Here is a 26,865-nt window from a genome sequence, read left to right as displayed (position 1 = left end):
ATGCAGCCCTATGTCCCCGGCAAGCGCCAGCCTGCGCACATGCCCAAGGGCAAGCTGTCGCGCTGGTCCGAAATCAAGATCTGGTGGCGCGAGATCGACCGCGTGCTGCTGCTGCTCGTGCTGCTGCTGATGAGCTTCGGCACCATCGCGGTCGCCGCCGCCTCGCCCGCCAGCGCGGATCGCCTGTCGACCGCGAGCGAGACGCTCGACCCGCTGTATTTCTTCTACCGCCACCTCGCCTGGCAGGTGCTCGCCATCGGGACGCTGCTCGGCATATCGATGCTCACGCGCGAGAATGCGCGGCGGCTTGCCATCGTGCTCGCGGCGGTGATGACGGGACTGTTGTTCCTCGTCCCGCTGATCGGGGTGGAGATCAACGGCGCGCGGCGCTGGATCAATCTCGGCATGCAGTTCCAGCCGTCGGAATTCCTCAAGCCCGGTTTCGCCATCGCCATGGCGTGGATCCTCTCGTGGCGCATGCGGGATCCCAACCTGCCGGTTCTGGGCATCGCGACCGCCTATCTCGCGCTCATTGCGGTGCTGATGATGATGCAGCCCAATCTGGGCAGCACGATCCTGTTCGGCGGCGTGTGGTTCGTCATGGTGGTGCTCTCGGGGGTCGATGTGAAGCGGCTGGGCGGCGTGGTCGGCGGCTGCATCATCGGCCTGACCGCGACCTATTTCCTCTATGACAATGCGCGCCACCGGATCGACGCCTTCCTCGGCGGCGGGACCGCGTTCGACCAGGTCGACCTCGCCAGCCGCACGCTGCTCGCCGGAGGGTGGACGGGCGCAGGCTATGGCCTCGGCATTCGCAAGATGAGCCTGCCCGAGGCGCATACCGATTATATCTTCAGCGTCATCGGCGAGGAATTCGGCCTGATCGTCTGCGGCCTGATCGTGCTGCTCTATCTCGCCATCGTGGTGCGTGTGCTGATGCGTCTGATCGACGAGGAGGACCTGTTCGCATTGCTGGCCGGTGCGGGGCTGATCGCCCTGCTCGGCGGGCAGGCGTTCATCAACATCCTCGTCAATCTGCAGCTGTTCCCGTCCAAGGGGATGACGCTGCCGCTGGTCAGCTATGGCGGCTCTTCGACCATCGCCATCTGCCTCAATGTCGGGCTGATGCTGGCGATCACCCGCCGCAACCCGTTCCTGAAAAGCCGGACCATTGGACTTGGCGACAGGCTCGGCTTCGGGCAGACGGCCCCGATGAAAGACACTACGGGTTCCGCACGCCGGGAGATTCACCCATGACCGGCGCCAGCCGCCATTTCGTCCTCGCTGCCGGGGGCACCGGCGGGCATTTGCTGCCCGCCTTCGCGCTCGCGGCCGAGCTCCACAGGCGCGGTCATCATGTCGCGCTGATCACCGACAAGCGCGGTGCCGAAATCCCCGGCAAGCCCGATTTCCTGCCCGCGCATGTCATCCCTGCGGGCCGGTTCGGCAAGAACCCGCTCAGCTGGTTCAAGGGCCTCAAGGCGGTATGGGAAGGGCGGCGCATGGCGCTGCGGCTGTTCGACAGCTTCCAGCCCAGCGCGGTGGTCGGCTTTGGCGGCTACCCTTCGCTGCCCGCGATCCTCGCTGCCACCAGCGCCGGCGTGCCCACCGTCGTACACGAGCAGAACGCCGTGCTCGGCCGGGTCAATCGCCTGTTCGCCGGACGGGTGGACGCCATCGCCACCGCCTATCCCGAAGTCGAGCGGCTCGACGCGAGACACGCCGGGAAGGTCCACCTTGTCGGCAATCCGGTGCGCGCGGGCGTGCTCAGCCTGCGCGACGAACCGTTCCCTCCCTTTACCGAAGACGGTCTGCTGCGGGTGCTCGTCACCGGCGGCAGCCAGGGCGCGCGGGTGCTGTCCGAAGTGGTGCCCGACGGCCTTTCCATGCTCCCGCCCGCGCTGCGCCAGCAGTTGCAGGTGACGCAGCAGTGTCGCCCCGAGGATCTCGACGCGGTCCGCGAACGCTATCGCACGCATGGCATTCCCGCCGAATTGGCGACCTATTTCGAAGACATGGCCGCCCGCCTTGCCGATGCGCACCTGTTCATCGGGCGCGCGGGCGCATCCACCATTGCCGAGCTGACTGCGGTCGGTCGCCCGGCAATCCTGATCCCGTTGCCGATTGCGACCGATGACCACCAGGCCGCCAATGCGCGTGAACTGGCGAAATCGGGCGGCGCGCGGATGATCCGGCAGGAGCGTTTCACCGGCAAGGAACTGGCCAAGCAGATCAAGGTGCTGGCGGAAAATCCGCAGGGTCTCGCCAAGGCTGCACATGCCGCGTGGAATTGCGGACGGCCCAAGGCGGTCGAGGACCTGGCCGATCTCGTCGAGAGCTTCGGCGGGGCGGAGCTGATGGATGTCATCCGCGTCGGCGGCAACAATGCGCGCGGGTCGTCGCAGGGTGTGCCCGCCGGCCAGGGCGCGGTGCGGGAGGCTGCGGAATGAGGGGCGTCCCTACCGATATCGGCACCGTACATTTCGTTGGCATCGGCGGCATCGGCATGTCCGGTATTGCCGAAGTGATGAACAATCTCGGATATGCGGTCCAGGGTTCCGACGTGAAGGACAGCGCGACCGTCGAACGCCTGCGCCAGCGCGGGATCGAAGTTGCGATCGGCCACGCTCCCGAAAATGTCGAAAGCGCGGCGGTCGTCGTTACCTCGACCGCGGTGAAGCGGACCAATCCCGAAGTCGCCTACGCGCTGGAAAACCGCATCCCCGTGGTCCGCCGGGCGGAAATGCTGGCCGAACTGATGCGGCTGAAATCCACCGTTGCCGTGGCCGGTACGCATGGCAAGACGACGACCACCAGCATGATCGCCGCTCTGCTCGATGCGGGCAATATCGACCCCACCGTGATCAATGGCGGGATCATCGAACAATATGGTTCGAACGCACGGCTGGGCGACAGCGAATGGATGGTGGTCGAGGCCGACGAGAGCGACGGCAGCTTCCTGCGGCTCGACGGGACCATTGCGGTGGTCACCAATATCGATCCCGAGCATCTCGACCATTACGGCGATTTCGACGGGGTGAAGGACGCCTTCGTCGAGTTCATCCACAACGTGCCCTTCTACGGCGCGGCGATCCTGTGCATCGACCACCCCGAAGTGCAGGCGGTGATCGGCAAGGTGCGCGATCGCAATGTCGTGACCTATGGCTTCAACCTGCAGGCGGACATCTGCGGCGTGAACATTCGCCCCGATGCAGGCGGCAATGTGTTCGACGTCATCGTGCGTCGCCGCGGACAGGAGGATCGCCGGATCGAGGGCGTGCGCCTGCCGATGCCGGGACGCCACAATGTCCAGAACGCGCTGGCGGCGATTGCGGTGGCGATCGAGATGGGCTGCCCCGACGATGTTATCTGCAACGGCTTTTCCGCGTTCGGCGGGGTCCGGCGGCGCTTTACGCGAGTGGGCGAAGTGCCCAGCGGCGACGGTGTGGCGACGATCATCGACGATTACGGTCACCACCCGGTCGAAATCAGGGCGGTGCTGTCCGCCGCGCGCGAAAGCGCGGGCAAGGGCCGCGTCGTCGCGGTTGTCCAGCCGCATCGCTACACCCGGCTGCGCGATCTGATGGAAGACTTCCAGAGCTGCTTCAACGAGGCGGACGAGGTCTATGTGACGCCGGTCTATGCCGCGGGCGAGGATCCCATCGAGGGGGTCGATGCCGAGGCGCTGGTCGCCGGGCTCAAGGCGCGCGGCCACCGCGCCGCGCAGACGGTCGCAGATGAGGAAGACCTGGCCGAAAAGCTGGCCGCCGATCTGCAACCGGGCGATCTGGTCGTATGCCTCGGCGCGGGCGATATCACCCAATGGGCAGCGGGCCTCGCCAATGGCATTGCGAAAGCGAGCACTGCATGAGCGCGGGTGACCAGCCGGGCGATGTGTGGAACCGCGACAGCTGCATGGCCCCTGATTGCGAAGTCGAGGGCGGTGTGGCTGCGCCGATCGACACGCAGGGCCTGCGCGGCAAGCTGATCCCCGATGCGCCGCTCGCCAAGCTCGTCTGGTTCAAGGCCGGGGGCAAGGCCGACTGGCTGTTCGAGCCCGCCGACGCAGAAGACCTCAAGGAATTCCTCCAGCGGCTCGAGGGCAATCTGCCGGTCATGGCATTGGGGCTTGGCTCCAATTTGATCGTTCGCGATGGCGGCGTGCCCGGCGTCGTGGTCAAGCTGGGCAAGTCCTTTGCCGATGTCGCGATCGACGAAGCGACCTGCGTGGTCGATTGCGGCGCGGGTGCGCATGGCATCCTTGTTGCCAGCGCGGCGCGCGATGCCGGCGTGGCGGGGCTCGAGTTCATGCGCGGTATCCCCGGCACGGTCGGCGGTTTCGTGCGCATGAACGGCGGCGCCTATGACCGCGAAGTCAGTGACGTACTTATCGATTGCACTGTGGTGATGCCCGGTGGCCAGTGCCTCACGCTGCCCGTCGCGGACCTGCAATATACCTATCGCCATTCGGCACTGCCCGATGGCGCGGTGGTGATTTCGGCGCGGTTTCAGGGCGAACCGGGCGATCCCGCCGCAATCGGTGCGAAGATGGATGCGATCGGCGAAGCGCGTGAAAACTCGCAGCCCTTGCGCACCAAGACCGGCGGATCGACCTTCAAGAACCCGCCGGGCAGGAAGGCGTGGGAACTGGTCGATGCAGCGGGTTGCCGCGGCCTGCGCAAGGGCGGCGCGCAGGTGAGCGAGAAGCACACCAATTTCCTGCTCAATGTCGAAAATGCCACCAGCGCCGATATCGAAGGGCTGGGCGAAGAAGTGAAACGCCGCGTTTACGAACATTCGGGTGTCGAACTCGAATGGGAAATCCAGCGTGTGGGGCGACCCTAAGGACCGACAATGACCGATCTCCCCAAACTCCATATCGTCGTCCTGATGGGCGGCTGGGCCAATGAGCGCCCGGTTTCGCTGATGTCGGGCGAAGGCATTGCCACGGCGCTGGAAGAGCGCGGTCACCGCGTAACGCGGATCGACATGGACCGCCACGTCGCCGCGCGGATCGCCGAGGCCGCGCCCGATGTCGTGTTCAACGCGCTGCATGGCGTGCCCGGCGAGGATGGCACCGTGCAGGGCATGCTCGACCTGATGGGCGTGCCCTATACGCATTCGGGCCTCGCCACCTCGGTCGTCGCGATCGACAAGCAGCTGACCAAGCAGGCGCTGGTGCCGCGCGGCATCCCGATGCCCGGCGGGCGGATCGTCAAGAGCGCGGACCTGCACCAGCGCGACCCGATGCCGCGCCCCTACGTTCTCAAACCGGTCAATGAAGGCAGCTCGGTCGGCGTGGCCATCGTCACCGACGAAGGCAATTACGGCAATCCCATCGCAGCCGATGCCAAGGGGCCGTGGCAGGATTTCGCCGAACTGCTTGCCGAACCCTATATCAAGGGCCGCGAGCTGACCGCGGCAGTGGTCGATTTCGCCGACGGCCCGCGCGCGCTGGCGGTTACCGAACTGAAGCCCAAGAGCGGGTTCTACGATTTTGACGCCAAATATACCGACGGCATGACCGATCACATCTGCCCGGCGGAGATCCCGGCGCGGATCGCCGAACTGTGCCTCGAACATACGCTGACCGCGCATCGGGTGCTCGGGTGCCGCGGGACCAGCCGGACCGATTTCCGCTGGGACGAGGAACAAGGCGAGGACGGGCTGTTCGTGCTCGAAACCAACACCCAGCCGGGGATGACCCCGCTCAGCCTCGTGCCCGAACAGGCCCGTTACGCCGGGATCGAATATGCGACGCTGTGCGAGCTGATCGTGGCTGCGGCGCTGCGCGATCACGCCGCCCGCTCCGGGGGCAAGGATGGCTAAGGTCAGACGCTCACCCACGGGCGTGCGCCGGTCTGCGGCGGCACGCAATCGCAGCCAGAAGGCGCATGCCGCGCGCAAGCATACGAGCGGACTGTTCGACCGCGCCATGGCCGCGCTGCCCTTCACCGAGGAGCAGTGGCACAGGTTCTTCCTGTTCGTGATCATCGCGGCGGGGCTGGGTATCGCCTGGACGATCGCGAGCTACGCCGGTGTGCCCGAAATGGCGAAGGCGGAACTGGCCAAGTCGGCCTCTCGCTCGGGGTTCGAGGTCAGCCGGGTGCGCGTCTCGGGCGTCGAGCGGATGAACGAACAGCAGGTTTACGAGCGGGTGCTGGCGGAGCAGGACCGCCCAATGCCGCTGGTGGAGCTCGATGCGGTGCGCGCGCGCCTGCTCGACCTGCCGTGGGTGGCCGATGCGCGGGTATCGCGCCAGCTACCCGATACGCTCAAGATCGATATCGTCGAGCGCGTGCCGCATGCGGTGCTGCGCAAGCCCGACCGGCTGGTGCTGATCGACCCGCGGGGCAACGAACTCGAACCGATCAGCTCCAAGAATGCAGAAGGCAAATTGCTGATCGAAGGGCCCGGCGCCGCGCGCCAGGTCGAGGAACTCGGGCGGCTGCTCGATGCGGCACCTGCGCTCAAGCCGCAGATTGCGTCTGCCGAATGGGTCGGCAACCGGCGGTGGAACCTGACCTTCAAGACCGGCCAGTTGCTCGCGCTGCCCGAAGGCGATCTGGGCGCGCCCGCCTTGGTGAAATTCGCCCAGCTCGACGGGATGCACCGGCTCATCGGGGGCAAGCCCATCGCGATCGACATGCGGGTGCCCGACCGTGCCTATCTGCGCTGTGCGGACGGGCCGTGTCCCAAGCAGATGGCGCTCAACGGGAAGGCCGAATAATGGCCTCCGAGCAGCCACGCATCACCCGTGTCTTCGGCGCCGTGAACATCGGGTCGTTCCGCGTCTCGGCCATGATCATGGGCCAGGCCGAAGGCGGCGAGATGGTCGTGCTCGGCTCGAGCCACCGCGCGAGCGACGGGATCAAGCGCGGCTATGTCACCGATATGCGCGCGGCCAGCCATGCTATCCGCACCGCGATCGAGAAGGCCGAAGCGAATGCCAACACCTCGATCCAGAGCGTGTGGATCGGCTGCGCGGGGGCGGGGCTGTCGAGCAAGATTTCCAGTGTCGAGATCGCCATCGGCGGGCGCCGGATCGAGGAAGACGACATCGAGCACCTGCTCTATGCCGCGCGCGACCACCTGCACCCCGACGGACGCATGGTGCTGCATGCGCAGCCGGCGCATTACACGCTCGACGGGGCGCATGGCGTCGCCAATCCCAAGGGCCTCCATGCCGAGGCGCTGGGGGTCGATGTCCATGTCACGCTGGCCGAAGGTCCACCCGTCCGCAATCTGATCGAGGCGGTGCAGACCGCGCATCTTGATGTCGAAGGTGTGGTCGCCAGCCCGCTGGCGGCGGCCTATGCCTGCCTCACTGCGGAAGAGCGCGACCTGGGTGTCGCGCTGGTCGAAATCGGCGCGCAGGTGACCAATGTCTCGGTCCATGCGGCGGGCATGCTGCTGGGGCTGAAATCGATCCCCATCGGGTCGAACGACATTACCGACGCGATCGCCTCTTCGCTCGGCATTCGCCGGAGCCAGGCCGAACGGCTCAAATGCGTGTCGGGCTCGGCCATCGCGACGCCGACCGACCACCGCGAGATGATCGCCGTCAACGGCCCCGGCGAAGAACCCGGCGGACGGCTGGCCCGCGGCGCGGACGAACACAATCGCATTGCCCGTGCCGAACTCGTTTCGATCGTCACCGATCGGCTGGGCATCACTACCGCCGAAGTGGGCAAGGCGCTCAAGGCGATGGGCTTCTCCGGTGCGCAGGGCGGGCAAGTCGTGCTCACCGGCGGCGGGGCGGAACTGCACGGGATCGCCGAATTCATGCAGGGCGCGCTCGGCCGCCCGGTCCGCATTGGCAAACCGCCCGTATTGCAGGGCCTGCCCGAGGCGCATGCCACGCCTGGTTTCGCCACGCTTGCGGGCCTGTGCCTGTATGCGTCCGACGACCCGGTCGACATCCGTTCGGTGGGTCCGCGATACCAGCCCACCAAGCGTTATCGCGGCATGGGTCTGATCAACCGTGTCTTACTCGCGGTGCGCGAGTATTTCTGAGGGTTGAACCGCCGCGCAAACACGCCTTTAGGCCTTGTGGATAAGGCAATCATGACTTCGACGTGCGATTCGCTTTGTGCCAAAGTTGTGACATAAAGCCAGTAAGCGACTTTTCGAATACCCAGGGGACTCTTGATGAGTATCAATATCGGACCGGCATCAGACGACGATCTTCGTCCCAAGATCATGGTCGTCGGTGTCGGTGGTGCGGGCGGCAACGCCATCGCCAACATGATGCAGGCAGAGATCGAGGGCGTCGACTTCATCGTCGCCAATACCGATGCCCAGGCGCTGAGTACGTCGCCCTCCGAAAAACGCATCCAGCTCGGCCCCGACATTACCGGCGGACTTGGCGCAGGCGCGCGCCCCGAAGTGGGCAAGGCCGCGGCCGAGGAAACGGTCGAGGAAATCGAGGATTCGCTCGACGGGGTGAACATGGTGTTCATCGCGGCAGGCATGGGCGGCGGCACCGGCACCGGTGCGGCACCCGTTATTGCCGAAGCGGCGCGCAAGCGCGGCGTGCTGACCGTCGGCGTGGTGACCAAGCCGTTCCTGTTCGAAGGCACGCGCCGCATGCGCGCAGCCGAGGCGGGCATCGACGAATTGCAGAAGCACGTCGACACGCTGATCGTCATCCCCAACCAGAACCTGTTCCTGGTCGCGAAGGCGGAAACGACCTTCAAGGAAGCCTTCATGCTGGCGGACGAGGTCCTCCAGCAGGGCGTGCGTTCGATCACCGACCTGATGGTCATGCCCGGCCTGATCAATCTCGACTTCGCCGACGTCCGCTCGGTGATGAGCGAGATGGGCAAGGCGATGATGGGCACCGGCGAGGGCGAAGGCGATAACCGCGCACTCGAAGCCGCCGAACGCGCCATCGCCAACCCGCTGCTCGACGGCGTGTCGATGGCCGGCGCCAAGGGTGTCATCATCTCGATCATCGGCGGCGAAGACATGAAGCTGCTCGAAGTCGACGAAGCCGCGAACCATATCCGCGAGCTGGTCGACGAAGACGCCAACATCATCTGGGGTTCGGCCTTCAATCCCGACCTCGACGGCAAGATCCGCGTGTCGGTCGTCGCTACCGGGATCGAACCCGACGGTTCGGTTGCAGCAGCGCCCGCGCGGGCATTCTCGATGCGCGAAAGCAGCGCGCCGCGGCGTCCGGTGCTCGACCTGCCGAGCGACAACGTGGCCGAGGAAGAGCCGTTCGAACTCAACGAAGGCCTTTCGGCCGATCCCGAGCCCGAACAGCCGTCCTACCAGCCGCAGCCCGCTCCCGAACCGGAGCCGACTGCGGCCGATGCGGATGCGTTCGATCTCACCGACGAAGCCGAGGAAGAGGATGTCGGCCAGGGCTTCGGCCTCTCGCCGGCGACTTCCGGATCGTTCGACGAGGATGACGAGGAAGGCTACAACGATGTCGACGGCATCGTCGATCCGCTCGCAGGCCTGCGCAACGAACATACCGAACGCTTCGAAGGCGACGATGACGATGACGATGGCGTCCCGGCGCCTGCCGATGACCGCGAATTCGGCAGCACGCCGGCGAAGGATGGTTGGAACGAAGACCGCCCCCCGCTCGACCTGTCGGGCGAAATGCGCGAAACCGAAGGCGGATCGCAGGACGAATTCGAGCTCGGCGACGACCAGCGCGACACGGGCAGCCCGCTCGCGACCAAGCCGGGGCGCAAGCAACCGCTGTTCCCGGGCGAAGGCGCTGGCGACGAACAGCCGGCGCGCAGCGGTTCGGGTTCCAGCGGCGGGGCGGGCTCCGGCTCGCTGCCCGGGAACACGCTGTTCGAACGGATGGCCAATCTATCGCGCGGGGCCAGCAATCCCGAAGGCGCGGATGACGAAGACGAAGATGATGATGGCGGCAGCAGTGGCGGCCTCAACATCCCGCGCTTCCTCGGACGCCAGAACAACCAGTAGGTAAGGCCGCGTCAGCGCGGGTTAACGCCCGCGCGGCGAGGAACAGGACATGATTTCGACCGGGCGACTTGCTGCTGCCGTGGCGTTGCTGGCTCTGGCAGCGCAGGCCGAGCGTGTCTCGGCCCAGCGCGAGATCGTGCAGCCATTGCCCGCCGAAGGCGAGCGCCGGCTGGGTGACGCGCTGTCGCGGCTGGCGCGCAATTCGCTCGATGTCACGGCACTGCTCGATGCGGGTGAAGCGGCGCTGGAACTGGGTGACATCGACGCGGCAATCGGCTTTTTCGGCCGCGCGAACGAGCTGTCGCCGGGCAATTCGCGCAGCAAGGTGGGGCTGGCCAAGGCCTACACCCGCTCGCGCCGTCCGGTTGAGGCCCTGCGCTTGTTCGCCGAGGCCGAGCAGGCGGGTGTCGCCAATGCGCGGATGGCCGAGGATCGCGGGCTGGCCTTCGACCTCGTCGGCGATTCCGCCAGCGCGCAGCAATTGTACCGGCTCGCACTGGCCAATGGGGCCGGTCCCGAAGCGACCCGCCGCCTGGCCCTGAGCCTGGCAATTTCGGGCGATCGGGAGGGCTTCGAAGGCGCCTTGCTTCCCTTGCTGCAACAGCGCGATGTCGCCGCCTTCCGCACCCGCGCTTTCGGCCTGGCGATCCTGGGTGACGCGCGCGAGGCGAAGGACATCGCCAACACCATGCTCCCCGCAGGGATCGGCGGACGCATGGCGGCCTATTTCGAATATATGCCGCGGCTGACCAAGGCGCAGCAGGCGGCAGCGGGCAATCTGGGCGTCTTCCCGCGCACCGCCAGCATCGGCACGGACGATGCCGGCATTGCCGGTTATGCGGGCGATGCGGTGCAGATCGCGCGTGCCGGACCGCCGCCTGTACGGCAGGCCTCCACGCCTTCGCCCGCCGCTGCCGATCCGCGCACGCGCCAGACCCGGCGTCGTCCCGATCTGACGGGCAGCAGGGCGACGAGCGCAGGGGCGAGCGTCGGCGCATCGGCTATTGTAGCAGCACCAGCGCCAGATGATGTGCCCCCGTCTGCTCCGACCGCGTCAGCGATCCCCGCGCCGAGCCCTGCGCCTTCGCTGACGACAACGCTTACCGAACCAGAACCCGCGCCGCAGCCGAACACTGCCCCGGTCGTCATAGCGCGCGCAGACCCACCGCCATCGGTTCCGATGGGAACGACAGTCCCGCCGCCACCGCCACCGCCACCGCCACCGCCCGCGCCCATCCAACCGGAGCCCGAGCCGCAGCCCGCATCGGTCGCCGATGCCTTCGATGGTTTCACGCTGGCGCCCGGCACGCCGACGCCTTCGGCCAGCGGCGCGGTGGATATCACGCGCATCGCCATCCCGCGCGAGCGCGAGGAACCCAAGCCGCCGCCGCCGCCCGCCCATCCGGCACGGCACTGGGTGCAGGTCGCGACCGGCAAGGATGTTTCGGCGCTCAAGTTCGACTGGCGCCGGATTTCGCGCAAGGCGGAGGGCAAGCTCGACGGCAAGGGGCCGTTCGTCACCCCCTGGGTCGAGGCCAATCGCCTGCTTTCGGGTCCCTATGACAGTGCCGCCAAAGCGCGCGAAATGGTCAAGGAACTCAAGGAATTGGGCGTCGACTGTTTCACCTTCACCAGCGCTGAGGGCCAAGTGATCGAAAAGCTGTAAACCCGCGCAAAGGTTAACGCGCGCGGCGGTTTTGTTCACAAGCTTTGCACAACCCTTAACGGTTCTCCCCAGCGTCGAGGCGTGCATGCATTGCCAAGCGGCCCCGCGTTTCTGCATCCAGCAAGTCATGACGCGCATGGAACAGCTCCGATGAGACCATCAGAAGATCGCTACGAGGTCGAAGAGGACGCTGCGCCGCTCGACCTGCTGGTAGCCCTGTTCGAAGCGCGTGGCTGGCCATGCGAATCGACCGCGACAGAAATGAGCGGCGAGATCCAGGGAAGCTGGACCAAGTACCAGTTGCGCGGCATCTGGCGTCCGGAAGACATGGTGCTCCAGATCCTGTGTCTGCCCGACATCCGTATTGCCAAGGACAAGCTGACCCCTGCGTATGAGCTCGTCAGCATGATCAACGAGCAGATGTGGCTTGGCCATTTCGAGATCTGGTCGAATGGCGGCGTCCTGCTCTATCGCAATGCCACCATACTGGGCGACGACGGGATGCTCAGCCTGGGCCAGGCGCAGGCGCTGGTCGAAATCGCTGTCGACGAATGCGATCGTTTCTATCCGGCGTTTCAGTTCGTGCTGTGGGGCGGGCGCACCCCGAGCGAGGCGCTCGAGGCGGCGATGGTGGATGCCGTCGGCGAGGCCTGAGCCGCCCTTCCGATCGGTTAAATCGCGTTAGCCTTACAAATTCCGGTTTCGCTTGAAATCGAGCGGTAAAGTGCCGATATTCCCCTCACGAGCGGCGCGTATGACCGCGCCGCCAAAAGGAGTTGCATAGACATGGCCAATTGGAACGACACCGACCAGAGGCAGGGCTTCGGCTCGGTGCCACGCGCTGGCGACGCCGTTGCCAGGCAGGAAACCTTTGATGCGGGCCTGCGCGCCCACATGCTCAAGATTTACAACTACATGGCTTCGGGCGTGTTGCTGACCGGCCTGGTCGCGCTGCTGACTGCCCGCAGCGGCTTGGCGCTGACTTTCGCCAGCGGCCCGCTGATGTGGATCGTCGCGCTCGCGCCGCTCGCCTTCGTTTTCGCGATGAGCTTCGGCGTGAACAAGTTCAGCCAGGCGACGCTGCAGCTGATGTTCTGGGCTTTCGCCACCGTCATGGGGCTGTCGCTCTCGACGATCTTCCTCGTCTACACGGGTGAAAGCATCGCCGCGACGTTCTTCGCCACCGCGGGTGCCTTCGCCGGTCTCAGCCTGTTCGGCTACACCACGAAGAAGGACCTGTCGGGCATGGGTACCTTCCTGGTGATGGGCGTCATCGGTCTGCTGATCGCGATGGTCATCAACATGTTCCTGCAGTCGAGCACGCTGGCGCTGGCCGTCAGCTTTATCGGCGTGCTGATCTTCGCAGGCCTTACCGCCTACGATACGCAGCGGCTCAAGCGCGAATATCAGTACCTGCGCGGTACTGAATTCGCCGGCAAGGCCGTGATCATGGGCGCGCTGAGCCTCTATCTCGACTTCATCAACATGTTCCTGTTCCTGCTGCGCTTCATGGGCAGCCGCGAGTAAACCACTCGTCGCACACAGGAATCGTTTGAACGTGCCCGGGGCGTAACCAGCGCCTCGGGCATTTTCTTTGCACCCGGCGAGGGCTAGGACGCGTGTCTTCATCCTCCGTCAAGGGACGGCAGCGCAGGATGAATGCCAGATTTATCGAGGAGTGCCACGCGCTATGAGTCGCGGTTCAAACATCACCATTCGCATGGCAGCCGCAGCTGCCGGGTTCGCCGTCTTGGGGGCCTGCGCCGCGCCGCCACCGCCGCCACCGCCACCGCCGCCCCCGGCGGTCGAAGCGGTGCCGTATCGCCCACTGCCTCCGGGCCAGGCATCCTATGCCATGGCCATCCCGCCGGTGAATTCGCTGGGCCTGCGCGAAACGGTCAATCTCGGTATTTCGGACGACGAGAAGGTCTGGCACTTCCGCTCGGCCTGGAACGTCGCCGCGCTCAATTGCCTCGACCCGCAATACCAGCCGATCCTCGATGCCTACAGCAGCTACATCAAGGATCACGCCCGCCCGCTGAAGCAGGTGAACGACCGCATCGATGCCGAGTACCGGCAGGAATACGGCCGGGGCCGGCCCGCCATCATGGCGCGCGAGAGCCAGATGACGATGGTCTACAACTACTTCGCGCTGCCGCCCGCACGGTCGGACTTCTGTCGCACCGCGCTGGGCATCTCGCAGCAATATCTGGCTTCGGAAAAAGTCGACCCGGCAGGCTTCGCGCTGGCGAATTTCTCCGCTCTCGAAGGACCGTTCGAACGGTTCTTCGTCGCCTATGAGCAATACCAGCGCGAATCCTCCGCATGGGATGCCCGCTATGGCGATCGCTATGGAGATTCGCAGCCGGGCTATGTCGCGGTCCAGAACGCACGTCCGTTCCAGACGCCGCAGCCGGGTGCCGATCCGGCATCGCTGAGCGCGACCCCGCTGCAGGAAACCAAGGTCATCGACCCCGATACCGGAGCGAAGATACCGATCGTGCCGGTCGACGAAACGCGCGCCTCGGTGCCCGTCGTCCAGCCGATCCCCAACAGCGGCGACGGGGACGACAGCTCGCAGAACTAGGCAGATTGATGCTTTTCAGGCGCGCCGCCATTCGCTAGGTGGCGCGCCGCGCATCCCCTCTGCGGGTGTGCCGCAAACCTGGAACGGGGCCGTAGCTCAGTTGGGAGAGCGCGTCGTTCGCAATGACGAGGTCAGCGGTTCGATCCCGCTCGGCTCCACCAGGATGCTTTCACCATTTGCCCTGTACACCGGCCCCGCCTATCGCGGCGCGCATGGATTTGCAGGCAATCGTCACCGATACGTGGAATGCCCTTGCGGATGAGCGCGGCGGGGGCACGCCCGCGCGTTACATTCCCGCCCTCGCGGCGGTCGATCCATGCAAGTTCGGGATCGCGCTGGCGACCGATGACGGCCAGGTCGCCTGCGCCGGCGATGCGGACGAGAAGTTCTCGATCCAGTCGATCTCCAAGGTGTTTGCACTGGCACTAGCGCTCGAACGCGAGGGATCGGCGCTGTGGGACGCGGTGGGCCGCGAACCGTCGGGCGATGCCTTCAACTCGATCGTGCAGCTCGAGAAGGAGAAGGGCATACCCCGCAATCCTTTCATCAATTCGGGCGCCATCGTCACCACCGACCGTTTCATCGGCCGGCGCGGGGTGGACGAGGCGGTGCGCGACCTGATCGATCGCCTGCGGCGGATGGGCCGCGACCCACAGATCGATTTCGACCAGGATGTCGCGCGCAGCGAAAGCGAGGCGGGCGAACGCAACCGCGCGCTGGCATGGTTCCTCGCCGATTTCGGGAGGCTGCTGAACCCGGTGGAAGAGGTGCTGTCGGTCTATTTTCGTCAATGCGCGCTTTCGATGAGCTGTCGGCAGCTGGCCGAAAGTGCGCTGTTCCTGGCGTTGGACGGCACTGACCCGGTGACGGGGCAGAAAATGTGCTCCGCTAGCCGCGCACGGCGCATCAATGCACTCATGCTGCTATGCGGTCACTATGACAATTCGGGCCAGTTCGCCTTCGAAGTCGGCTTCCCGGGGAAATCGGGCGTGGGTGGAGGAATCCTCGCCAGCGTTCCGGGCCGTGCCGCGATCGCGGTCTGGTCGCCCGGGCTCAATCGCGCGGGGACGAGCCTGCTCGGCGCCAAGGCGCTGGCAGAAATTGCGCGGAGGACCGGCTGGTCGGTTTTCAGCGGGCAATTGCCCGAAATCTAGAGCGCGCCGAAGGTCCAGCCTTCCGTCCGCGCAAGTTCGGGGGTCAGCGCCGACGGCGTCCAGCGACCCGGTTCGTCCGCTATACGCCGCAGCCATGCCGCGGTCAGGAGTGCGTCGGAGGAGTGGTCGTCGATCGGCCCCTCACCGCCGACGTGCGGGCTGCCCAGGCGGGCCAGCGCCGCGTCGAGTTCTTCATGGCTGCGCATCTTTGCTTTCGAGGCGCTTCTCCCGCCTTCCAGCGCGGCAAGGCTGGTGTAGATTTCGACCAGTGCCGAGCCGCGTTCCGGCAGCGGGTCGATCGGCCACACGGGCAATCGCCCGCGGAGCTGGTGCAGCACCCGCATCCCCGTCAGGCTCGACTTGCCCACCTGTGCCGCGCCGACGAGATTGAAGTTCGAATAGGGTTTGCAGCCCATCTCCGCCTGCGCGCGTTCGGTGACCCGGAAACGTCCGCGTCCATGCGCGGCGCCGTCGCAGCCGAAATGCATGCCGGTATCGCTGCCGTTGCGAAAATAGGGCGCGAACTCGGGATGATCGACGAAGCTTTGCGCGCCCAGATTGGGATCGCCAGCGCAGATATCGTCGATCAGCGCCCAGAGCGCCCGCGCGTCGGGCAGCAGCACGTCGCGCTTGGGAAAATAGGCGCCGCAATCGGCGAAGGGCAGCGCGATGCCGAGGTCCATGCCGACGAGCGTATCGTTGGGCAGGTCCTCGCGCAGCAGCGCGAGCACATCGGCGCGCGACCAGCCGCGGCCCCGCTCGACCAGCACGGGCGGGCCGCCAGCCGCATCGGCCAGCGCCAGCGCTATGCCTTTCTGCACCGGCCCCTTGGCGCCGGACCAGTCGATCGCGAGGAAATGGCTAAACCTGCCCACGCTCGCGCCGCAGCTTGTCCCAATAGTCGAGCCGCTTCTTTACCTCGCGTTCGAACCCGCGTTCGACGGGCTGGTAATAATTCTGCGGCTCCATCTCCTCGGGCCAGTAATCGTCGCCCGAGAAGCCTTCTTCCGCGTCGTGATCGTAGCTGTAGCCCGACCCGTAGCCTATGTCCTTCATCAGCTTGGTCGGCGCGTTGAGGATATTCTGCGGCGGCATCAGGCTGCCGGTTTCTCTCGCCGATTTGAAGGAGGCTTTCTGCGCCTTGTAGGCAGCGTTCGATTTGGGCGCGGTGGCTAGGTAGATGCAGGCCTGTACCAGCGCGAGTTCGCCTTCGGGCGAGCCGAGGAATTCGAACGCGTCCTTCGCCGCCATGCATTGCACCAGCGCCTGCGGGTCCGCCATGCCGATGTCTTCCACCGCCATCCGGATCAGCCGCCGCGCGAGGAAGCGCGGTTCCTCGCCCGCGGTGAGCATGCGCGCGAAGTAATAGAGGCTCGCCTGGACGTCGCTTCCGCGCACCGCCTTGTGCAGCGCGGAGATGAGGTTGTAATGCCCTTCGCGGTCCTTGTCATAGACCGCGACGCGTCGCTGGAGGAAACGGCCCAGCGCCGCCGGGTCGAGCGGATCGGCGATCTGCGCATTGTAGAGCGTTTCGGCCTGGTTGAGCAGGAACCGCCCATCGCCATCGGCGCTGGCGACCAGCGCATCGCGCGCTTCGGGCGTGAGGGGGAGGGGCCCCTCGAGCGTCTCGCCGCGGTCGAGCAACTGGCCGAGTGCTTCATGGTCGAGCCGCTGGAGGATCAGCACCTGCGCGCGGCTGAGCAATGCCGCATTGAGCGCAAAGCTGGGGTTTTCGGTCGTCGCCCCGACCAGCGTCACCGTGCCGCGTTCGACAAAGGGTAGGAAGCCGTCCTGCTGTGCGCGATTGAAGCGGTGGATCTCGTCCACGAACAACAGCGTGCGTTGACCCGCTTGCGCGGCCTTGTCGGCAGCGGCGAAGGCTTTCTTGAGGTCGGCCACGCCGCTGAATACCGCGCTGACGCTTTCGAAGCGCATCCCCACGCTGTCCGCCAGCAACCGCGCGATGGTGGTCTTGCCGGTGCCGGGCGGCCCCCACAGGATCATGCTCGACAGGCGGCCAGCCGCGACCATCCGCCCGATCGCGCCTTCGGGCCCGGTCAGATGGTCCTGCCCGATCACCTCGTCGAGGCTTGCGGGACGCAGCCGGTCGGCCAGCGGCGCATCCTCGCGCAGGGTGTCGGGTGCAGCTGCCTGGGGCAGGTCGTCGGGAAACAGGTCGGCCATTGGTCGGCTGACATAGGGTGTTCGCCGAGGATTTGCAGTGCCCTCTTGCAGACTCGGCTTTAAGATATATCTTAGAGCTATCGAAGATCATACGAGGATATGACAATGCACAAGGCACACAAATGGCGCAGGATGCGCCGAATGGGCGGTTGGCCCTTCGTGGCGGCGATGATGAACGAGGCGGATTGCCGCGATGGCTTGGGCGCTTCGGCCAAGTTCGGCGGCCCCGGCTGGACGTTCGATTTCGGCCCGCGCGGGGGCGGACGCCGCCGCCGCCGCATGTTCGGTTCGGGCGAGCTGCGGCTCGTCCTGCTCAAGCTGCTCGCCGACGAGCCGCGCCACGGCTACGAATTGATCAAGGCGATCGAGGAGCTGACCAAAGGCTCCTATGCGCCGAGCCCGGGGACGATCTATCCCACGCTCGCGCTGCTCGAGGATGAAGGCGCGATCGCGCAGGCCGCGGGCGACGAGACCCGCAAGGCCTATGAAGCCACCGCCGCCGGCCGGACCGAGCTGGAAGAGCGCGCCGATGAGGTCGCGGCGCTGTTCGAACGCCTGTCGGGTCATGGCGAGCATCGCCGCGCCTATGCCACGCCGGAAATGTTCCGTGCGGTCGGCAATCTCGCCAATGTGCTCAAGAACCGCGCCCGCTCGGGCAAGCTCGATGAGGAGACGGTGCAGGAAATCGTCGATCTGGTCGACGATCTGGCGAAGAAGATCGAACGGCTCTGACCCCGACCCATTTGGCGATCCGCGGGAGAAGCGTTAGTCTTCGCTCGCGGGTCTCATTTGGGGAGAGAGTTCGATGGAACAGGCAATCAAAACGCCGTGGCATTTGTGGGTCGTGGGCATCGCGACGCTGCTGTTCAATGCGATCGGCTGCTACAGCTATACGATGACGCAAACAGGAAGTCTGGCCGATCTGGGCATGACCCCCGACCAGATCGCCTATTTCGATGGCTTCCCCGCCTGGGCCGATGCGGCATGGGCGCTGGGAGTATGGGGTGCCTTCACCGGCTCGGTCCTGCTGCTGCTGCGCCGCAAATTGGCGTTCGCCGCTTTCGTCGTGGCGACCATCGGACTGATCGCCACCACCTATTTCGAACTGGTGGTGTCCCAAATCCCCGACAGCCTCCAGAACCCCGGGCTGATGGCGGCGATCTGGATCTCGACGCTGTTCTCGCTGTGGTATTCGCGCTGGATGGGCGCGGCGGGCGTGCTGCGCTGAGGGCCTAGCGCGCGGCCGTGCGCGCTTCGAGCAGTCGCAGATAGGTATCGACCACGGCCTGGTTGATCACATCCCAGGAATAGGCGCGCGCCGCCTGCTCGCCATTGGCGCCGTGGGCGAGCCGCAGCGCGTCATCCAGGCAATAAGGCGCCAGCGCATCGGCGCAGGCCGGGGCGAACACTTCGGGCCGGCCCGGCGCGACCAGCCGCCCGGTCTCGCCTTCTTGGACCAGGCTCGCGGCGCCGGTCGCGCCCGCGGCCACCACCGGCAGCCCGCAGGCCATCGCCTCCAGCGTGACATTGCCGAAGGTTTCGGTGATCGACGGGTTGAAGAAGATGTCGCCGCTGGCGAGCGCCCGGCCAAGCTCCTTGCCGGTCTTGAATCCGGCGAAAATGCCGCCCGGCAGCGCCTTTTCGAACCAGCCGCGCGCCGGACCGTCACCGATGACCAGGACCTTGTGCGGCACCTGCCGCTTGCGCAATTGCACGATCGTCTCGGCGAAGACGTCGAGGCCCTTTTCCATCACCAGCCGGCCGAGGAAGACGATCGCCACATCGTCATCGGCAAGGCCGTGCGCGCGGCGGCATTCGAGATCGCGCTTCGATGGGTCGAAGACCGTCCGGTCCACGCCGCGTGACCAGATCGAGATGTCGTCATGCATCTCCTGCGCCTTCAGTTCGGCGATCTGGCTTTGCGAGGGCGCGACCAGCGCATCGCAGCGGCGATAGAAGCGGCGCAGGATCCCCTCGACCGCGGGCTCGAGGAAACCGAGCCCGTAATAGCGCGGATAGGTCTCGAACCGCGTGTGGACCGATGCCAGCACCGGCAAATCGCGCTCGCGCGCCCATTTGAGCGCGCCATGTGCCACCGGATCGGGCGAGGACAGATGCAGCATATTGGGCGCGAATTCCGCCAGGTCCGCGCGCACCTTGGCGTCGATCCGCAGGGGCAGGCGGTATTCGCCGCGGCCCTTCACCGGCATGCGGGCATTGGGCACATCGACGAGATCGCCCGTCGGCGGGAAGTCGGGTTCGGCCACCACCGGGGCATAGACGCGCAGCGCCGCGCCTTGGCGCAGCAGATAGTCAGCCAGCCGGTTGAGCGCCTGGTTGGCCCCGTCGCGGGTATAATTGTAGTTCCCGCTGAAAAGCGCGATGCGGAGATCGGTCACATCCATTGCGCGAGGCTTTAGGGAAGTTGTCCGATGCCGTCCATCCGCCGCATGGGCCGCGCCTACGATGCTGGAAAGGCGCGCAAAACGCGCCGCCAAGCCAGCCGGTCGGGCGATGGCGCCGGTCGTGTCGCAAAGGCGCTTCACCGATGCATAGCTATTTCGCATTGACTTGCTGCGGCGCAACATTAGTGCGGGCGGCGGGCCACGCGGTCCCAACGCCGCGCGAGCTCTCTGCAAGGAGAGAATACATGACTGCCGAACCTACGCTCAAACCCGAGCGCCCCTTCTTTTCGTCCGGTCCGACCGCCAAGCACAAAGGCTGGTCTGCCGCCAATCTCAAAACCGAATCGCTTGGCCGCTCGCATCGCAGCGCGCTCGGCAAGTCGCGGCTGAAATATGCCATCGACCTGTCGAAGGAAATGCTCGGCGTGCCCGAGGATTACCTCGTCGGCATCATGCCGGCATCGGACACCGGCGCGCTCGAATGCGCGATGTGGACCATGCTGCGCCCCGATCGCCCGGCGACCGTCGCGGCATGGGAAAGCTTCGGCAATGTCTGGATCCAGGATGCGGTCAAGCAGCTCAAGCTGCCGCAACTTACGGTCATGGACGCCGATTACGGCGAGATTCCCGATCTGGCGAGCATCCCGCAGGACAATGACGTCGTCTTCACCTGGAACGGCACCACTTCGGGCGCCAAGATCCCGGACACCGACTGGCTGGCGCCGGGCCGCGAAGGCGTGACGATCAACGATGCCACCAGTGCTGTTTTCGCGATGGAGATGGACTGGGCCAAGCTCGATGCCACGACCTACAGCTGGCAGAAGGTGATGGGCAGCGAAGCGCAGCACGGCATGCTGATCCTCAGCCCCAAGGCGGTGCAGCGGATCGAGGAATACGATCCCGAATGGCCGCTGCCCAAGCTCTTCCGCCTCAAGAAGGGCGGCAAGATCAACACCGGCATTTTCGAGGGCGCGACGATCAACACACCCTCGCTGCTGGCGACCGAAGACTATATCGACGCGCTCGAATGGGCGCAGGCGATGGGCGGGCGCAAGGCGATGTTCGAACGCGCGGATGCCAATGCCAAGATCGTCCTCGACTGGATCGAGGCGACCCCCTGGCTGCGCAACATGGTCGCCGACCCGGCGAAGCGGACCAACACCGGCGTGTGCTTTGTCTTCCAGGGCGAGTGGTACGATGGCCTTTCCGACGACGATAAGGCCGCGGTCCCGAAGAAGATCGTCAAGCTCCTCGAAGATCGCGACGTCGGCTATGATTTCAACGGCTATCGCGACGCCCCGCCGTCCTTGCGCATCTGGTGCGGCGGCACGGTCGAGCAGGAAGACCTCAAGCGTCTCCTACCGTGGATCGAGTGGGCCTACGAGCAGGTCAAATCCGCGAGCTAATCCGTCGTCCCCGCGCAGGCGGGGATCCAGATAACGTCAGTATATGAGCGACAGGTGGGATGGACTCCTGCCGTCGCGGGAGTGACGAAAAATGACCAAACCCAAAGTCCTCATCTCCGACAAGATGGACCCGAACGCCGCGCGCATTTTCGAAGAGCGCGGCTGCGATGTCGATGTGAAGCCGGGCATGACGCCCGATGAACTCAAGGCCGTGATCGGCCAGTACGATGGCCTCGCCATCCGCAGCGCGACCAAGGTCACGCCCGAAATCCTCGACGCTGCCGAAAACCTCAAGGTGATCGGCCGTGCGGGCATCGGCGTCGACAATGTCGATATACCCTATGCCAGCGGCAAGGGCGTGGTGGTGATGAACACGCCGTTCGGCAATTCGATCACCACAGCCGAACACGCCATCGCGATGATGTTCGCGCTGGCGCGGCAGATCCCCGCCGCCAATGTCCGCACGCAGGCGGGCGAATGGCCCAAGAACGACTTCATGGGGGTCGAAGTGACCGGCAAGACGCTGGGCCTGATCGGCGCGGGCAATATCGGCAGCATCGTCGCCAGCCGCGCGCTCGGCCTGCGCATGAAGGTCGTCGCCTACGATCCCTTCCTGACCGAGGAACGCGCGGTCGAAATCGGGGTCGAGAAAGCCGATCTCGATACGCTGCTGGCGAAGGCCGATTTCATCACGCTGCACACGCCGCTGACCGACGAGACGCGCAATATCCTGTCGGCGGAAAACCTCGCCAAGGCCAAGCAGGGCGTGCGGATCGTGAACTGCGCGCGCGGTGGCCTGATCGACGAGGCGGCGCTGGCCGATGCGCTCGACAGCGGGCAGGTTGCCGGGGCCGCGCTCGACGTGTTCCAGAGCGAACCGGCCAAGGACAGCCCGCTGTTCGGCAAGCCCAACTTCGTGTGCACGCCGCACCTCGGTGCCAGCACCACCGAAGCGCAGGTCAATGTCGCGCTGCAGGTGGCCGAACAGATGGCGGATTACCTCGTCAGCGGCGGTGTCACCAACGCGCTCAACATGCCCAGCCTCAGCGCCGAGGAAGCGCCCAAGCTGCGCCCTTATATGGGTCTGGCCGAAGACCTCGGCAGCCTGGTGGGCCAGCTGGCGCATGGCAATCTGACCAAGATCTCGATCGAGCGCGAAGGCGCGGCAGCCGAACTGTCGGGCAAGCCGATCGAAGGCGCGGTGCTGGCCGGGCTGATGCGCCAGTATTCGGACACGGTGAACATGGTCAACGCGCCCTATCTGGCAAAGGAACGCGGGCTGGACATCCGCTCGATCCGCCACGAGAAGGAAGGCGTCTACAACACGCTGATCCGCGTGACGGTGGGCACCGACCAGGGCGACCGGTCGGTGGCGGGTACGCTGTTCGGGGCCGATGCCCCGCGGCTGGTCGAGCTGTTCGGCGTGCGGATCGAGGCCGAACTCGAGGGCCACATGCTTTATATCGTCAACGAAGACGCGCCCGGTTTCATCGGCCGGATCGGTTCGTTGCTCGGGCAGGCGGGTATCAATATCGGCACCTTCCACCTCGGTCGCCGCCAGGCCGGGGGCGAGGCCACCGTGCTGCTCAGCGTCGATGCGCCGATCCCGCCCGAGGTGGTCGAGCAGGCCTGCGCACTCGAAGGCGTCAAGGTCGTGATGCCACTGGCATTCTGACAAACGATAGGGCAGGGGGCGCGGCGCGATGACCAATCAAGACGACCTCCTGCCCGTCGGCCTCGAAGACGCGCTGCCGGCGCGCGCCCGCGCGATCACCACTGCCAAGCGCGCGATGCTCGATGCGATGGACAGCCATGGCTACGACCGCGTGCGTCCGCCGCTGGTCGAATTCGAACACTCGCTGGCAGGCCGGATGGATGGTGTCGCGACGCGCCGCATGGTGCGCTTCACTGATCCCGAAAGCCTGCGCACGCTGGCGCTACGCAGCGACATGACCGTTCAGGTCGGGCGCATTGCCGCCACCGGCATGGCCTCCGCGCCGCGTCCGCTGCGCCTGTGCTATGCGGGCGATATCGCGCTGTTGAGCGCGGACCAGCTCGACCCGGCACGCCAGCGGCTGCAAGTGGGGGCCGAACTGATCGGCACCGACAGTGTTGCCGCTGCCAGCGAAATGGTCTCGGTGGCGATCGCGGCGCTCAAGGCGGCGGGGGTGGCCAATATCTCGGTCGATTTCACGCTGCCCGACCTGGTCGATACGCTGGCCGAAGACACGCTGCCGCTCGATGCCGAACGCCGCGCTGCGGTTCGCCGCGAGCTCGATACCAAGGATGCCGGCGGGCTGCGCGACGCAGGCGGCGAGGCCTATCTCCCGCTGCTGTATGCCACCGGCCCGTTCGACCAGGCGATCGACACGCTGGCGGAGATCGATGTGGACGGCGCGCTGGGCAGCCGGATCACCGGCTTACGCCAAATTGCCGCGACCATCGGCGACCGCGCGCGGGTCACGCTCGACCCGACCGAGCGGCACGGGTTCGAATACCAGAGCTGGTTCGGCTTCACACTCTATGGCGAGGGCGCGCGGGGCGCGCTGGGCCGTGGGGGGACCTATACGATCAAGGGCAGCGAGGAACCCGCGACCGGGTTCTCGCTCTATATGGATCCGCTGCTCGATGCCTTGGGCGGACCCGAGGCCGATGAGCGCGAGATCCTGTTCCTGCCGCTGGGCCACGACCGCGATGTCGGCGCACGCCTGCGGGCGATCGGCTGGCGGACCGTGGCAGCGGTGTCGGACAGCGATGATGCGCGCGCGCTCGGCTGCTCGCATGTGCTCGACGGGACCGAGCCCAAACCGCTCTAGGCCGCCACCCATTGCGGGTGCTTGGCCATGATCCCGGCGAAGAGGTCGGAATCGATCAGGCCTGCGAGCCAGGTCTGAAGGTGCGGCAGCGCCTGACTATCGAACCATTCACGATCCGCATTGGCGAACTGGCGGATGAAGGGAAAGATCGCGATATCGGCAAAGCCGCGCGTCTCGCCCCGCAGATAGGCTGACCGGGAAAGCCGCTCGTCCAGCGTGCGCAGTATCTCCAGCGCCGCCGCGCGATGCTGCGCCGGATCGACATCGTCGTAACGGGTAGCGTATTTGTAGCGGTCGAGATGGTGTTTGAACGGCCCGTCATTGGTTTCGACCAACTCCGGATCGTCGCGCTCGAGCCAGCCTTCGGGGTCGCTGCGCCCCAGCGCCCAGCGCATGATGTCGCGGCTTTCCTCGATCACCTCGCCCGGTCCGGCGACCAGCACCGGCACCGTGCCCTTGGGCGACACCTCGAGCATTTCCGGCGGCTTGTCGCGCAGGACGACCTCGCGGTGTTCGTAGGATGCCCCGCCGATCCGCAGCGCCATGCGTGCACGCATCGCATAGGGACAGCGGCGAAAGCTGTAGAGGATCGGTTCAGCCATCGCGCCCAGCTTCGCCGCGCCGCCCGATGTGTTCTTCGCCGCGTTCTCGTGCGAGCCGCGCCTGCCGGTTGCGCTCGGCATAACGCGCGCGCTGCTCGTCGCTGCGCTCGTCATGACAACGCGGGCAGGACACGCCTTCGCTGAAGTGGGCATGCGCCATGTCGGCTTCGCTCAGCGGCCTGCGACACGCGCGGCACAGGCCGTGGGTGCCCGCCGCCAGTCCGTGGCCGACGCTGACCCGTTCGTCGAAAACGAAGCATTCGCCGCGCCACAGGCTGTCCTGCTCGGGCACGTGTTCGAGATAATTGAGGATGCCGCCCTTGAGGTGATAGACCTCGTCCACCCCCTCGGCGCGCGCGAAAGCGGTCGATTTCTCGCAGCGAATCCCGCCGGTGCAGAACATGGCAATCCTGGGCTTGCGCCCCTCGGCCTCCAATTCGGCGCGCTTGGCGCGAAACCACTCGGGAAATTCGCCGAAGCTGGTGGTTTGCGGGTCGATCGCGCCTGCAAAGGTGCCGATCTGCACTTCGTAATCGTTGCGCGTGTCGATCACGATCGTCTCCGGATCCGAAATCAGCGCGTTCCAGTCCTCGGGCGCGACATAGGTGCCGACCCCTGCCAGCGGATCGAGATCGGGCTGGCCCATGGTCACGATCTCGCGCTTCAGCCGGACCTTGGTGCGGTTGAAGGGCATGGTGGCGACGCGCGATTCCTTGACCTCGATCGCGCCGCAGCCGGGCAGCATGCGGATATGCGCGATCACCGCGGCGATTCCCTCGTCGCTGCCGGCGATGGTCCCGTTGATCCCCTCGCGCGCCAGCAACAGCGTCCCGCGCACCGCGTTGCTCTCGCACGCGGCGAGCAAGGGCGCACGCAGCGCGGACGGGTCGTCGAACCGCGCGAACTGATAGAGCGCGGCGATGCGGATCGGGGGCTTGGACATCACCGCGTCCCGTTAGCAGGGCTTGGCCGTGCAGGCACCCCCGCCGATCAGTCGATCTTCAGAACCACGCTTGTATCGACCAGTCTGACATCGCTCGTCATGCGTAGGTAGCGTTCGTAATAGGGCTTGTGCGAGACGCCGACGATGGCGAGCACGCGGCGCTCGTCGCCGATCACCTGGCGCAAATTCGCGACCATGCGCAGATTGCGGGTCTCCCAATACGCGAGATATTTGCGCCCCGCATTGCCCGGCAGCGGCGACCCTGCCGCGGCGCCGAAATCGCTCCTCATCGCCAGCCGCGCCTGTTCATCGGTATTAAGGTGGCGATACCATTCGAGCACCGATAGCGTGCCGTCTTCCACCTGCTCCTGCCATTCCTGATAGGCCGCCAGCCGCTCGGCACTGGCGGGATTGTCCCAGATCTGGCGCATCTGCGTGCCGAAGGTCTCTTCATTGATCGGATGCCCCGCGATGTCGCCGGTATGATCATCCACCGGATAGACCCGTTCATGGCCAAGCCGGGCCGCCAGCCTCGCGGCGATCAGGCTGGATTCGTTCAGGCGTGCCATCCGTTTCGCAAGCGTCTGGACCAGCTCGGCGGTGAGCGCGTCGTCCGCAATGCGGTCGGCTTCGGATAGGCGGAGCCATTGGACCAGCGCCGAGTTCGGATCGCCAATCGCCAGGAATAGCGCGGCCAGCCGCCGCCGCTGCGATGCCGAGCGCTAGGTTGCCCCCTCGCTAAGCAGTGCGCCGATCTCGCGGTGCGCCTGCGCTGCGTTCATGCCCAGCGCCTCGCGTGCCGGTGCAGGATCGGGGCAATAGGTCTCCGCCGTGTCGTCATAGGCATGCGCATAGGCGCGCAGGAAATCACACTGCGGTCCATCAAGGTTCTCGATCGCGATTGCATCCGGCTGCCAGTCCTCGAGGCGGCCCAGCAGGGGATCGAAGCGGGCGGTGTCGAAATCCGCCGATAGCGAACTGAGATGCGCGGTGCCTAGCACCAGCACCTCGCTCGGATCGCCGCGTTCACGCGCCGCATGGTCGACGATGGAGACCGGATCCGTCGCCTCGGCCGCAACCGGCGCGGCGGGCAGCGTGGCAGCGAGCAGGGCAAGAAAAATGGACATGACACTCTCCTGAAATTTCCGGAG

25 protein-coding genes and 1 tRNA gene are annotated in these 26,865 nt (G+C 65.9%); 19 read left to right on the top strand and 7 right to left on the bottom strand.

Features of this window, described 5'->3' with window-relative positions; translation table 11 throughout:
* The 14 genes from J2S32_RS05930 (at position 1) to J2S32_RS05865 (ending at position 15,358) form a co-directional block, all read left to right on the top strand.
* Positions 1 to 1,257 (top strand): FtsW/RodA/SpoVE family cell cycle protein, encoded by a 1,257-nt coding sequence (locus J2S32_RS05930; protein WP_437181931.1) that lies wholly within the window; start codon positions 1 to 3, stop codon positions 1,255 to 1,257.
* Positions 1,254 to 2,450 carry an undecaprenyldiphospho-muramoylpentapeptide beta-N-acetylglucosaminyltransferase gene (gene murG, locus J2S32_RS05925; protein ID WP_253518135.1) on the top strand — a complete coding sequence of 399 codons (1,197 nt, stop codon included), beginning with the start codon at positions 1,254 to 1,256 and terminating at the stop codon, positions 2,448 to 2,450. Before J2S32_RS05930 ends, murG begins: the two co-directional genes overlap by 4 nt.
* Positions 2,447 to 3,871 carry a UDP-N-acetylmuramate--L-alanine ligase gene (gene murC / locus J2S32_RS05920; RefSeq protein ID WP_253518132.1) on the top strand — a complete coding sequence of 475 codons (1,425 nt, stop codon included), beginning with the start codon at positions 2,447 to 2,449 and terminating at the stop codon, positions 3,869 to 3,871. The genes murG and murC overlap by 4 nt, the downstream gene beginning before the upstream one ends.
* Positions 3,872 to 3,915: 44 nt before the next feature.
* A complete protein-coding gene (gene murB, locus J2S32_RS05915) occupies positions 3,916 to 4,845 on the top strand; it encodes a UDP-N-acetylmuramate dehydrogenase (protein WP_253522968.1) in 930 nt (309 codons plus the stop codon).
* Positions 4,846 to 4,854: 9 nt separating this feature from the next.
* Positions 4,855 to 5,829: a D-alanine--D-alanine ligase gene (locus J2S32_RS05910; protein WP_253518130.1), complete on the top strand. Its 975-nt coding sequence runs from the start codon at positions 4,855 to 4,857 to the stop codon at positions 5,827 to 5,829.
* Positions 5,822 to 6,730, top strand: coding sequence for a cell division protein FtsQ/DivIB (locus tag J2S32_RS05905; protein ID WP_253518127.1), 909 nt, complete (start codon positions 5,822 to 5,824; stop codon positions 6,728 to 6,730). The genes J2S32_RS05910 and J2S32_RS05905 overlap by 8 nt, the downstream gene beginning before the upstream one ends.
* Positions 6,730 to 8,016, top strand: coding sequence for a cell division protein FtsA (gene ftsA, locus J2S32_RS05900; RefSeq protein ID WP_253518124.1), 1,287 nt, complete (start codon positions 6,730 to 6,732; stop codon positions 8,014 to 8,016). Before J2S32_RS05905 ends, ftsA begins: the two co-directional genes overlap by 1 nt.
* A 135-nt stretch (positions 8,017 to 8,151) precedes the next feature.
* Complete coding sequence (ftsZ, locus tag J2S32_RS05895) at positions 8,152 to 9,951, top strand: cell division protein FtsZ (protein ID WP_253518121.1); 1,800 nt, start codon at positions 8,152 to 8,154, stop codon at positions 9,949 to 9,951.
* A gap of 49 nt (positions 9,952 to 10,000) precedes the next feature.
* Positions 10,001 to 11,617, top strand: a complete 1,617-nt coding sequence (locus J2S32_RS05890) for a tetratricopeptide repeat protein (protein WP_253518118.1) — start codon at positions 10,001 to 10,003, stop codon at positions 11,615 to 11,617.
* A gap of 150 nt (positions 11,618 to 11,767) precedes the next feature.
* The gene (locus tag J2S32_RS05885; RefSeq protein ID WP_253518113.1) at positions 11,768 to 12,271 is read left to right on the top strand and encodes a YbjN domain-containing protein; all 504 of its coding nucleotides are present in this window, start codon (positions 11,768 to 11,770) and stop codon (positions 12,269 to 12,271) included.
* Positions 12,272 to 12,403: 132 nt separating this feature from the next.
* Positions 12,404 to 13,144 carry a Bax inhibitor-1/YccA family protein gene (locus J2S32_RS05880; protein WP_253518110.1) on the top strand — a complete coding sequence of 247 codons (741 nt, stop codon included), beginning with the start codon at positions 12,404 to 12,406 and terminating at the stop codon, positions 13,142 to 13,144.
* Positions 13,145 to 13,307: 163 nt separating this feature from the next.
* Positions 13,308 to 14,204: a hypothetical protein gene (locus J2S32_RS05875; protein WP_253518107.1), complete on the top strand. Its 897-nt coding sequence runs from the start codon at positions 13,308 to 13,310 to the stop codon at positions 14,202 to 14,204.
* An 85-nt stretch (positions 14,205 to 14,289) separates the two neighbouring features.
* Positions 14,290 to 14,365, top strand: a tRNA-Ala gene (locus tag J2S32_RS05870).
* A gap of 51 nt (positions 14,366 to 14,416) precedes the next feature.
* A complete protein-coding gene (locus J2S32_RS05865; protein WP_253518104.1) occupies positions 14,417 to 15,358 on the top strand; it encodes a glutaminase in 942 nt (313 codons plus the stop codon).
* Here the strand turns inward: J2S32_RS05865 and J2S32_RS05860 are convergent.
* On the bottom strand, positions 15,355 to 16,233 hold the full coding sequence (locus tag J2S32_RS05860) for a hypothetical protein (protein WP_253518100.1): 879 nt from the start codon (positions 16,231 to 16,233) through the stop codon (positions 15,355 to 15,357). The genes J2S32_RS05865 and J2S32_RS05860 overlap by 4 nt on opposite strands.
* Positions 16,220 to 17,542, bottom strand: coding sequence for a replication-associated recombination protein A (locus J2S32_RS05855; RefSeq protein ID WP_253518097.1), 1,323 nt, complete (start codon positions 17,540 to 17,542; stop codon positions 16,220 to 16,222). The genes J2S32_RS05860 and J2S32_RS05855 overlap by 14 nt, the downstream gene beginning before the upstream one ends.
* A gap of 141 nt (positions 17,543 to 17,683) precedes the next feature.
* Here J2S32_RS05855 and J2S32_RS05850 point away from each other — a divergent pair, with 141 nt between their 5' ends.
* Together J2S32_RS05850 and J2S32_RS05845 are read left to right on the top strand one after the other, a co-directional pair.
* Positions 17,684 to 18,274 carry a PadR family transcriptional regulator gene (locus J2S32_RS05850; RefSeq protein ID WP_253518095.1) on the top strand — a complete coding sequence of 197 codons (591 nt, stop codon included), beginning with the start codon at positions 17,684 to 17,686 and terminating at the stop codon, positions 18,272 to 18,274.
* Positions 18,275 to 18,347: 73 nt separating this feature from the next.
* Positions 18,348 to 18,770 carry a hypothetical protein gene (locus J2S32_RS05845; RefSeq protein WP_253518091.1) on the top strand — a complete coding sequence of 141 codons (423 nt, stop codon included), beginning with the start codon at positions 18,348 to 18,350 and terminating at the stop codon, positions 18,768 to 18,770.
* 4 nt (positions 18,771 to 18,774) lie between these two features.
* On the opposite strand, the gene J2S32_RS05840 is transcribed toward J2S32_RS05845, so the two are convergent.
* Entirely contained in the window at positions 18,775 to 19,947 is a 1,173-nt protein-coding gene (locus J2S32_RS05840) for a glycosyltransferase family 4 protein (RefSeq protein ID WP_253518086.1), read from the bottom strand.
* Between the two features lie 245 nt (positions 19,948 to 20,192).
* Between J2S32_RS05840 and J2S32_RS05835 the strand changes: the two genes are divergently transcribed.
* The 3 genes from J2S32_RS05835 to J2S32_RS05825 all read left to right on the top strand — a co-directional run bounded on the left by J2S32_RS05835 (position 20,193) and on the right by J2S32_RS05825 (position 24,169).
* Complete coding sequence (locus J2S32_RS05835) at positions 20,193 to 21,353, top strand: phosphoserine transaminase (RefSeq protein WP_253518069.1); 1,161 nt, start codon at positions 20,193 to 20,195, stop codon at positions 21,351 to 21,353.
* 91 nt (positions 21,354 to 21,444) lie between these two features.
* Complete coding sequence (gene serA / locus J2S32_RS05830) at positions 21,445 to 23,028, top strand: phosphoglycerate dehydrogenase (RefSeq protein ID WP_253518065.1); 1,584 nt, start codon at positions 21,445 to 21,447, stop codon at positions 23,026 to 23,028.
* 28 nt (positions 23,029 to 23,056) lie between these two features.
* Entirely contained in the window at positions 23,057 to 24,169 is a 1,113-nt protein-coding gene (locus tag J2S32_RS05825) for an ATP phosphoribosyltransferase regulatory subunit (protein WP_253518060.1), read from the top strand.
* On the opposite strand, the gene J2S32_RS05820 is transcribed toward J2S32_RS05825, so the two are convergent.
* From J2S32_RS05820 to J2S32_RS05805, 4 genes are all read right to left on the bottom strand, one after another.
* Positions 24,166 to 24,771 carry a glutathione S-transferase gene (locus tag J2S32_RS05820; RefSeq protein ID WP_253518056.1) on the bottom strand — a complete coding sequence of 202 codons (606 nt, stop codon included), beginning with the start codon at positions 24,769 to 24,771 and terminating at the stop codon, positions 24,166 to 24,168. The genes J2S32_RS05825 and J2S32_RS05820 overlap by 4 nt on opposite strands.
* A complete protein-coding gene (gene trhO, locus J2S32_RS05815; RefSeq protein ID WP_253518053.1) occupies positions 24,764 to 25,714 on the bottom strand; it encodes an oxygen-dependent tRNA uridine(34) hydroxylase TrhO in 951 nt (316 codons plus the stop codon). The genes J2S32_RS05820 and trhO overlap by 8 nt, the downstream gene beginning before the upstream one ends.
* A gap of 47 nt (positions 25,715 to 25,761) precedes the next feature.
* A complete protein-coding gene (locus J2S32_RS05810) occupies positions 25,762 to 26,283 on the bottom strand; it encodes a DUF5694 domain-containing protein (protein WP_253518050.1) in 522 nt (173 codons plus the stop codon).
* 153 nt (positions 26,284 to 26,436) lie between these two features.
* The gene (locus tag J2S32_RS05805; protein WP_253518047.1) at positions 26,437 to 26,841 is read right to left on the bottom strand and encodes a hypothetical protein; all 405 of its coding nucleotides are present in this window, start codon (positions 26,839 to 26,841) and stop codon (positions 26,437 to 26,439) included.
* Between the last annotated feature and the right edge of the window lie 24 nt (positions 26,842 to 26,865).

Source organism: Qipengyuania citrea, from assembly GCF_024171405.1.
GTDB classification, from domain to species: Bacteria; Pseudomonadota; Alphaproteobacteria; order Sphingomonadales; family Sphingomonadaceae; genus Qipengyuania; species Qipengyuania profunda.
This window is presented reverse-complemented; position numbering and strand designations above follow the sequence as displayed.

Excerpts from the sequence above, each read along its gene's own strand:
- ftsA (WP_253518124.1), top strand. The coding sequence starts at position 6,730 with ATGGCCTCCGAGCAGCCACGCATCACCCGTGTCTTCGGCGCCGTGAAC.
- J2S32_RS05825 (WP_253518060.1), top strand. The coding sequence starts at position 23,057 with ATGACCAATCAAGACGACCTCCTGCCCGTCGGCCTCGAAGACGCGCTG.
- J2S32_RS05845 (WP_253518091.1), top strand. The coding sequence starts at position 18,348 with ATGGAACAGGCAATCAAAACGCCGTGGCATTTGTGGGTCGTGGGCATC.
- J2S32_RS05890 (WP_253518118.1), top strand. The coding sequence starts at position 10,001 with ATGATTTCGACCGGGCGACTTGCTGCTGCCGTGGCGTTGCTGGCTCTG.
- J2S32_RS05910 (WP_253518130.1), top strand. The coding sequence starts at position 4,855 with ATGACCGATCTCCCCAAACTCCATATCGTCGTCCTGATGGGCGGCTGG.
- J2S32_RS05810 (WP_253518050.1), bottom strand. The coding sequence starts at position 26,283 with ATGGCACGCCTGAACGAATCCAGCCTGATCGCCGCGAGGCTGGCGGCC.
- J2S32_RS05930 (WP_437181931.1), top strand. The coding sequence starts at position 1 with ATGCAGCCCTATGTCCCCGGCAAGCGCCAGCCTGCGCACATGCCCAAG.
- murB (WP_253522968.1), top strand. The coding sequence starts at position 3,916 with ATGGCCCCTGATTGCGAAGTCGAGGGCGGTGTGGCTGCGCCGATCGAC.
- J2S32_RS05840 (WP_253518086.1), bottom strand. The coding sequence starts at position 19,947 with ATGGATGTGACCGATCTCCGCATCGCGCTTTTCAGCGGGAACTACAAT.
- murC (WP_253518132.1), top strand. The coding sequence starts at position 2,447 with ATGAGGGGCGTCCCTACCGATATCGGCACCGTACATTTCGTTGGCATC.
- J2S32_RS05880 (WP_253518110.1), top strand. The coding sequence starts at position 12,404 with ATGGCCAATTGGAACGACACCGACCAGAGGCAGGGCTTCGGCTCGGTG.
- J2S32_RS05820 (WP_253518056.1), bottom strand. The coding sequence starts at position 24,771 with ATGGCTGAACCGATCCTCTACAGCTTTCGCCGCTGTCCCTATGCGATG.
- J2S32_RS05905 (WP_253518127.1), top strand. The coding sequence starts at position 5,822 with ATGGCTAAGGTCAGACGCTCACCCACGGGCGTGCGCCGGTCTGCGGCG.
- J2S32_RS05805 (WP_253518047.1), bottom strand. The coding sequence starts at position 26,841 with ATGTCCATTTTTCTTGCCCTGCTCGCTGCCACGCTGCCCGCCGCGCCG.
- J2S32_RS05850 (WP_253518095.1), top strand. The coding sequence starts at position 17,684 with ATGGGCGGTTGGCCCTTCGTGGCGGCGATGATGAACGAGGCGGATTGC.
- J2S32_RS05875 (WP_253518107.1), top strand. The coding sequence starts at position 13,308 with ATGAGTCGCGGTTCAAACATCACCATTCGCATGGCAGCCGCAGCTGCC.
- J2S32_RS05885 (WP_253518113.1), top strand. The coding sequence starts at position 11,768 with ATGAGACCATCAGAAGATCGCTACGAGGTCGAAGAGGACGCTGCGCCG.
- trhO (WP_253518053.1), bottom strand. The coding sequence starts at position 25,714 with ATGTCCAAGCCCCCGATCCGCATCGCCGCGCTCTATCAGTTCGCGCGG.
- serA (WP_253518065.1), top strand. The coding sequence starts at position 21,445 with ATGACCAAACCCAAAGTCCTCATCTCCGACAAGATGGACCCGAACGCC.
- J2S32_RS05865 (WP_253518104.1), top strand. The coding sequence starts at position 14,417 with ATGGATTTGCAGGCAATCGTCACCGATACGTGGAATGCCCTTGCGGAT.
- ftsZ (WP_253518121.1), top strand. The coding sequence starts at position 8,152 with ATGAGTATCAATATCGGACCGGCATCAGACGACGATCTTCGTCCCAAG.
- murG (WP_253518135.1), top strand. The coding sequence starts at position 1,254 with ATGACCGGCGCCAGCCGCCATTTCGTCCTCGCTGCCGGGGGCACCGGC.
- J2S32_RS05835 (WP_253518069.1), top strand. The coding sequence starts at position 20,193 with ATGACTGCCGAACCTACGCTCAAACCCGAGCGCCCCTTCTTTTCGTCC.
- J2S32_RS05855 (WP_253518097.1), bottom strand. The coding sequence starts at position 17,542 with ATGGCCGACCTGTTTCCCGACGACCTGCCCCAGGCAGCTGCACCCGAC.